Origin of the sequence: Nitrosospira sp. NpAV, from assembly GCF_000832065.1 — a bacterium.
Classification (GTDB): Bacteria; Pseudomonadota; Gammaproteobacteria; order Burkholderiales; family Nitrosomonadaceae; genus Nitrosospira.
The window spans coordinates 1-710 of sequence record NZ_JXQM01000125.1; the positions used below are offsets into that span (position 1 = coordinate 1).

Genomic DNA, 710 nt, shown 5'->3' on the forward strand with positions numbered 1-710 from the left:
GTCATCGAGTGCTTCCAGGTCGCTTCCTGTCAGCACTTCTCCTTCCTCGATGCCGGCTTGCGAGGCGATTGATCGAGCGGTGGTGGCGTAGTCGCCTGTAATCATCACGACGCGAATTCCGGCCCGGCGGCATTCGGTGATGGCGTCTGGCACACTGGCACGTATCGGATCGGCCAGTCCGACCAGACCAGCCAACGTATAGTGATAGTCCAGTTGTGAATCGGCCCACTGGCGGTCGGGCGCGGTTGAGGTTGCCACTGCCAGCACGCGTATTCCGCGCGTGGCCATGTCTTCGACAGCCTTCAGCACTTTCTGTGCTGCATCGTCTGACAGACGGCACAGGCTGATAATCGCTTCCGGCGCACCTTTGGCGCAGATCGTCAGCGCCTGGTCGTCATCCCATATATTTGACATGGCCGGCAGATCAGGACGCAGTCCATAAGTGTGGATGGGTAGCGTGCTGGAGGATTCAGAACCTGCGAAAGTACCACGGGCGTTGTGAAGTGCGACCTCCATGGGATCGGAGGGATGAGGGTCGCTGGCCAGCGCTGCTGTTTCGATGAGCTTGCGGCAGTCCTTGGAGACGGGCTGACCATGTTTAAGTGTCAGGGCTTCGCCCGACGGCAGCCAGACTTGCGCAAGCGCCATACGGTTTTCTGTAAGTGTGCCGGTCTTGTCAGTGCAAAGCACCGTTGCCGAGCCCACGAGAC

At 59.7% G+C, this 710-nt stretch carries 1 protein-coding gene; it reads right to left on the bottom strand.

Annotation, left to right across the window (positions count from 1 at the left end):
* On the bottom strand, nucleotides 1-710 hold a 710-nt coding region (locus SQ11_RS15580; RefSeq protein WP_041515121.1), incomplete at both ends, for an HAD family hydrolase.